This window comes from Mesorhizobium sp. M7A.F.Ca.CA.002.04.1.1, from assembly GCF_004022805.1.
In the GTDB taxonomy this organism is placed as follows: Bacteria; Pseudomonadota; Alphaproteobacteria; order Rhizobiales; family Rhizobiaceae; genus Mesorhizobium; species Mesorhizobium ciceri.
In genome coordinates this window covers 1-5,299 of sequence record NZ_RZPL01000383.1, presented here as the reverse complement: position 1 = coordinate 5,299, position 5,299 = coordinate 1, and the positions used below count along the sequence as shown (strand labels likewise).

Below are 5,299 nucleotides of genomic sequence, written 5' to 3'. Positions count from 1 at the left end.
GGTATATACTAGCCGCCATTGGCTCTGGTAGCGTTCCGATATTGCCCTGTTGCTGGAGCCATCAGCCTTGACCGCAGTGCCCGACATCGAATTTCGCGGCGTCACCAAGCGCTATGGCGCGGTGACCGCGGTCAGCGGCATCGATCTCGCTGTCCCGCCCTCCGCCTTTGTCGCGCTGCTCGGTCCCTCCGGCTGCGGCAAGACCACCTGCCTGCGCATGATCGGCGGCTTCGAACAGCCGAGCGAAGGCCAGGTGTTCATTCGCGGCCAGGACATGGCCGGCACGCCGCCCTACCGGCGGCCGGTCAACATGGTGTTCCAGCAATACGCGCTGTTTCCGCATCTCGATGTCGAGGACAATGTCGCCTATGGGCTGCGCCAGGCGCGGCCAAGGCTGTCTTCGCGCGAGATCGCCTCAAGGGCGGGCGAGGCGCTCGAAATGGTGCGGCTCGCCGGCTATGGCCGCCGCAAGATCCACGAACTGTCGGGCGGCCAGCAGCAGCGTGTGGCGCTTGCCCGCGCCCTGGTCAACAAGCCGGCGGTGCTCTTGCTCGATGAGCCGCTGGCGGCGCTCGACAAGAAGCTGCGCACCGACATGCAGATCGAGCTGCAGAACCTGCAGCGCGAGATCGGCATCACCTTCGTGCTGGTCACGCACGACCAGGAGGAAGCGCTGTCGATGAGCGATTTCGTCTGCGTCATGAATGGCGGTCGCATCGTCCAGCTCGGGCAGCCGAGCGAGATCTATGACGAACCGGCCGACCTGTTTGTTGCCGATTTCGTCGGCAAGACCAATCTCTTGAGCGGTACTGTCGCCGGGCATTCGGGCGATCTGGTGGAGGTGGCGCTTGCCGACGGCACCGTCATTGCGGCGCGCAAACGGACCGCTTTGCAGCAGGGCGAGGTCGTTTCGGTCAGCCTGCGTCCTGAATCGCTCAGTCTCGGCGCCCAGGCAAGCGGCCCATTCAAGGGCATCGTCCGCAACCGGATATTCCTGGGCTCGACGGCGGAATACGCGATCGAGGTCAAGGGCATCGGAACGCTGCTGGCCAAAGCCGATCACCTGATCGGTCACGGCAACCTCTTCAAGCCGGGTGAACCCGTCGCCATCGGCTTTGCCTCCGGAACGCCGCTGGCGTTTGCGGAGACCAAGAACAACGGGGCCAACCAGAGGGTAGATAAACATGTCGAAATCATATCGTGACGGACTGCCGATAAGCCCTGAGAATTTCGTCGACCAGCTGATGCGTTTGAAGCGCGGCTCGATCGGCCGCCGCGACTTCCTCGGCCTCACCGGCCTTGGCATTGCCACGGCGGTGATGGCGCGCGAGATCGGCATCATGCCGACACCAGCCTTTGCCGCCGAAAGCCTTGGCGACCGCATGTCGATCGCCACCTGGCCGAACTATCACGACCCGGCGACCTTCGAGAACTTCAAGAAGGACACCGGCGTTGCCGTCGAGGTCAACGTGTTCGGCTCCAATGAGGAGATGCTGGCCAAGCTGCAGGCCGGGGCCTCGGGCTGGAGCCTGTTCGTGCCGACCAATTACACGATCTCGACCTACAAGAAGCTCGGCATCATCGAGCCGCTGGAGATGGCGAAGCTGCCGAATTTCGACGGCTCGCAAGAGGATCCGCGCTTCACCTCGGAGGGCACGATCGATGGGACGATCTACGCCGTGCCGAAGAACTGGGGCACCACCGGCTTTGCCGTCAACACCAAGAAGCTGACCAAGCCGATGACGAGCTGGAAGGAGTTCTGGGACACCGCCATGGCGGAAGGCGACAGCCGCACCATGGTGCATGACTACCAGCTGACCACGATCGGCAATGCGCTGAAATATTACGGCTACTCGTTCAATTCGCTCAAGCAGGACGAACTGGCCAAGGCGGAGGAGCTGCTGCTGAAGGTCAAGCCGCATCTGTTCGCGGTCTCCTCCGACTACCAGCCGGGGATGCGCGCCGGCGACGCGTGGATGACCATGTGCTGGACGAATGACGGCGCGCAGCTGCATCGCGACATTCCCGAGATCGCCTATGTGCTGGGCAAGGAAGGCGGCGAGATCTGGACCGATTTCTATGCCATTCCGAAAGACGCGCCGAACAAGCCCGCCGGTTACGCGCTGCTCAACTACCTGATGAATCCGCAGGTGGCGGTGAAGGAGCATTTGGCCAATGGTGCGCCGTCGACCGATGCGCGCGTCAACAAGCTGCTGCCCAAGGAGGTGCTCGACAACCCGATCCTCTATCCGGCAGCCGACCTGTTGACGCCGCTGGAATTCGGCGCGGCGGCAACGTTGACCGATCCGGGCCGCGCCGAATTGATGGCGCGCTTCAAGTCGGCCTGAGCGACGGCCTCAAATTCGACTCAGATAATTTGACCGGCGGGTTTATGCCCGCCGGCACCGGGGCAATCTTTCCATGCACGGCAGCCGTCTTCGCAGGAATTTTCTGACCGCCATGCTGCTCGGTCCGGCGACCGCGTGGCTGGTGGTGTTCCTGGTGCTGCCGTTCATCGCCATCGCCGTGTTCAGCGTCGGCGAACGCGCACCGGAAGGCGGCTATCAGGCCGCCTTTACGCTGGCGCAATATGCCAATCTTCCGGCGCGGGCGACCGCCTTCTGGAACACCATGGTGCTGGCGCCGGTGGGAGCGCTCGCCTGCCTTCTCGTCGCTTATCCCGTTGCCTACTATCTCGCCTTGCGCGCGCCGCAGCGCTGGCGGCTGATCCTGCTGGCGCTGGTCGTCATTCCGTTCTGGACCAGCCTGCTGATGCGGACCTATGCCTGGATGTACATTCTGGGCGGGCGCGGCATTCCGGCGCTGCTCGCCTTTGTCGGCATCGAGGATGTCAGGCTGATCAACACGCCGGGCGCGGTGCTGCTCGGCATCGTCTATGGCTACCTGCCGTTGATGATCCTGCCGATCTATGTCAGCCTCGAACGGCTTGACCGCAGGCTGCTGGAAGCCTCCGCCGATCTCGGCGCCACGCCACTATCGACTTTCCTGGGCGTGACCCTGAAACTGTCGTTGCCGGGCGTGATGACCGGCTTCTCGCTGGTCATGATCCTGCTGCTCGGCGAATATCTGATCCCGACGCTGCTTGGCGGCGGCAAGGTGTTCTTCATCGGCAATGCGCTGGTCGACCTGTTCCTGCAATCGCGCAACTGGCCGTTCGGATCGGCCATCGCCATCACGCTGGTGCTGGTCTCGGTGGAGGTGCTGATTGCCGCAAACCGCATTTCGACCCGAGTTTCGGGCGCGCGCCGGGTGGATCTGATCTGATGCGGGCTTTCGTCATTGCGGTGTTCGCTTTCCTCTATCTGCCGATCGCGCTGGTGGTGCTGTTTTCCTTCAACGCCGGCCACCATGCCAGCGAGTTCACCGGCTTTTCGGTGCAATGGTACGGCAAGGCACTGGCGAACCCGTTCCTGGTCGAAGCGCTGAAGAACAGCCTGTTCATCGCCACCACCAGCGCCTTGCTGGCGGCGCTGTGCGGCACCGCGGCGGCACTCGGCCTGGCGCGCGTCGGCGTGCGGACCCGCGCGGTCTTCGACGCACTTCTGGGCGCCGCGATCGTCGTTCCGGGCGTCGTGATCGGCATTTCGACTCTGGTCGCGCTCGTCCAATTGTTCACCGTGGTCAATCCGTTCCTCGCCTCGATCTGGCCGGACGACCAGCCGCCGCGGCTGGCGCTCGGCTACGGTTCGATCATCGCGGCGCACGGGCTGTTCTCGATGGCGCTGGTGACGATGATCGTCGGCACGCGGCTCGGCAGCCTCGACCGCAATCTGGTCGAGGCGTCGAGCGATCTCTACGCGACGCCGTTGACGACGTTCCGCTCGATCGTGCTGCCGCAGGTCATGCCGGCGGTCGTTGCCGGCTTCCTGCTCGCCTTCACCTTCTCCTTCGACGATTTCATCATCGCCTTCTTCGTCGCCGGCGCGCAGACGACGCTGCCGATCTATGTCTTCGCGTCGATCCGGCGCGGCGTGACGCCGGAGATCAACGCCATCGCGACGATCGTGCTCGTCGCTTCCGTGCTGCTCGTGGTGCTTGCCCAATGGCAGTTGCGCCAGCGCAAGCCGTCGAACTGAAAGCCGCATCATGATCCTCAAAGACCGCATCGCCGTGGTGACAGGCGCCGGCTCCGGCATCGGGCGCGCCGGCGCCATGATCATGGGCAGGGAAGGCGCGGTGGTCGTCATCGCCGACAGGGATCAGGCCGCCGGCGAAGCAACGGCTTCGGACATCCGCGCGGTCGGTGGCCAAGCCGAGGCGATCACGACCGATGTCGCTGATGATGCGGCGGTCGAACAGCTCATTGCCGGCACGCTCGACAGGCATGGGCGCATCGACATCCTGCACAATCACGCCGGCATCCAGATCGGCGGCACGCTGACCGAAGTGGAGGTCGGCGGCATGGATGCCTCGTGGCGGGTCAATGTGCGGGCGCAGTTCCTGGCGGCGAGACAGGTCATGCCCTCGATGATCGCGCAGGGCGGCGGGGTCATCCTCAACACCGCCTCCAATTCGGGCGTGTTCTACGACCGCGAGATGATCGCCTACGCAACCTCCAAACATGCGGTGGTGGCGATGACACGGCAGATGTCGCTCGACTATGCCCGTCACAATGTCCGCATTAACGCGCTCTGTCCGGGCTGGGTCGACACGCCGTTCAACGAACCGTTCATCGCCCAGATGGGCGGACGCGGGGCGATCGAAACCTATGTCCGCACCAAGATCCCGATGGGCCGCTGGGCCAGCGCCGATGAGATCGCCGAAGCGATCCTGTTCCTTGTCTCCGACCGTTCATCCTTCATGACCGGCCAGGCGCTGGTAATCGACGGCGGTGAAAGTATCGGCTGAGCCTTTTGCTTTCGCTATCAACTCCCCTGTTTTCAAAGCTTGTCCGATATACCACGCAAAGACTTTCACCCATGCCGCTGCTTGCCCGCAGGACTATAGTCCTGCCGGCATGGGACTTCAGTGCCATGGCCGTCCAAGAGCGTGAATTTGTGTTTGATATCAGTCGGTTAAGTTTCTGGCCGGGTGCCAGATCGCGTATTGAGACAGCATTTGTCTAAAGTTTACTCTGCACTATTAGCAATTCCTCATAGGACGGTCGCTTAGCGGTCGGGCCAGGGCGACGATTCCCGAGGAGATTACCATGACAAACCGGAAAACTCTGCTGGCGGCGCTTGCCGCATTGGCGCTCCTGGCATCTCCGGCGCTCGCCGGCAATGGGCACGGCGGTGGCGGTGGCAATGCCGGAGGCAACGGGCACGGCAACGGCGGT

At 63.3% G+C, this 5,299-nt stretch carries 5 protein-coding genes; all 5 read left to right on the top strand.

From position 1 onward, the window contains the following. Positions 1–67: 67 nt before the first annotated feature. The 5 genes from ENZ75_RS19635 to ENZ75_RS19615 all read left to right on the top strand — a co-directional run bounded on the left by ENZ75_RS19635 (position 68) and on the right by ENZ75_RS19615 (position 4,869). Entirely contained in the window at positions 68–1,204 is a 1,137-nt protein-coding gene (locus ENZ75_RS19635) for an ABC transporter ATP-binding protein (RefSeq protein WP_013528932.1), read from the top strand. After that, a complete protein-coding gene (locus ENZ75_RS19630) occupies positions 1,185–2,348 on the top strand; it encodes a spermidine/putrescine ABC transporter substrate-binding protein (protein WP_024504752.1) in 1,164 nt (387 codons plus the stop codon). The genes ENZ75_RS19635 and ENZ75_RS19630 overlap by 20 nt, the downstream gene beginning before the upstream one ends. A 73-nt stretch (positions 2,349–2,421) precedes the next feature. Continuing rightward, positions 2,422–3,285 carry an ABC transporter permease gene (locus ENZ75_RS19625; protein WP_063169502.1) on the top strand — a complete coding sequence of 288 codons (864 nt, stop codon included), beginning with the start codon at positions 2,422–2,424 and terminating at the stop codon, positions 3,283–3,285. Continuing rightward, positions 3,285–4,097, top strand: a complete 813-nt coding sequence (locus ENZ75_RS19620) for an ABC transporter permease (protein ID WP_063169501.1) — start codon at positions 3,285–3,287, stop codon at positions 4,095–4,097. Before ENZ75_RS19625 ends, ENZ75_RS19620 begins: the two co-directional genes overlap by 1 nt. Positions 4,098–4,107: 10 nt before the next feature. Continuing rightward, entirely contained in the window at positions 4,108–4,869 is a 762-nt protein-coding gene (locus ENZ75_RS19615; RefSeq protein WP_063169500.1) for a glucose 1-dehydrogenase, read from the top strand. The last annotated feature ends 430 nt before the right edge of the window (positions 4,870–5,299 follow it).